The following is a 550-nucleotide window of genomic DNA, read 5'->3' as shown; positions in this document are numbered from 1 at the left end:
GACGATGGAGAGCGTTTCTGTTCCATTGAAAAAAGGGTCGCGGTAAATCGCGGCGGTTCGGTCGTAACCAAAGAGCCGCTTGATCTGGGAGAAAAGGGATTCATACCTCTGACCGAGGATACGGAGCCGAACTTTATGGGCGAAATCGTTACGTTCGCCGATTTTATCGAACAAACTCAAGAGCTTGGAATGGAGATGAAATAATGCTGAATTTATTCATAGGTCTGGCGATAGGAGGAACAGCGGGACTTACTGTCGGATGCCTTCTGGTATCGGCAAAAAACGCCGACAGAGAAATCGAAAGACTTAACAAGGAATTAAATAACCTTAAAAATGACATTTGATTTTTAAATCAAAACAAAAGGCGCGGATTGAAAAGTATGCGATAATAAAGCTATAGCGCAAATTGCGCCGTCCGCGCGAGGACAAGTCGTTTTGCCAATGACAGAAAAGATTCTGTAATCGGCAAAACGGCTTAACTTCTGTCATTGGCTTTAACGGCGGATAGGAGTAAAATGGACAGTTTCATGTCGTGGGTAGGCGGCAAAAA

The 550-nt window shown here is 44.4% G+C and carries 2 protein-coding genes; both read left to right on the top strand.

What is annotated here, in order from left to right; all coding sequences use genetic code 11:
* A partial coding sequence (locus ACYQ0N_RS15395) for an LPD28 domain-containing protein (RefSeq protein WP_460163193.1) occupies nt 1–204 on the top strand: 204 nt, incomplete at its 5' end.
* Complete coding sequence (locus ACYQ0N_RS15390) at nt 204–344, top strand: DUF3789 domain-containing protein (RefSeq protein ID WP_124100690.1); 141 nt, start codon at nt 204–206, stop codon at nt 342–344. The genes ACYQ0N_RS15395 and ACYQ0N_RS15390, both read left to right, overlap by 1 nt.
* Nucleotides 345–550: the final 206 nt, after the last annotated feature.

The sequence above is a fragment of the Ruminococcus sporogenes genome (genome assembly GCF_054655175.1).
The sequence above is the reverse complement of the archived record's forward strand: the minus strand, read 5'-3'. Positions and strand labels throughout refer to the sequence as shown.

What these genes read in the sequence shown, in the direction of transcription:
- ACYQ0N_RS15390 (WP_124100690.1), top strand. Translation starts at nt 204, where the DNA reads ATGCTGAATTTATTCATAGGTCTGGCGATAGGAGGAACAGCGGGACTT.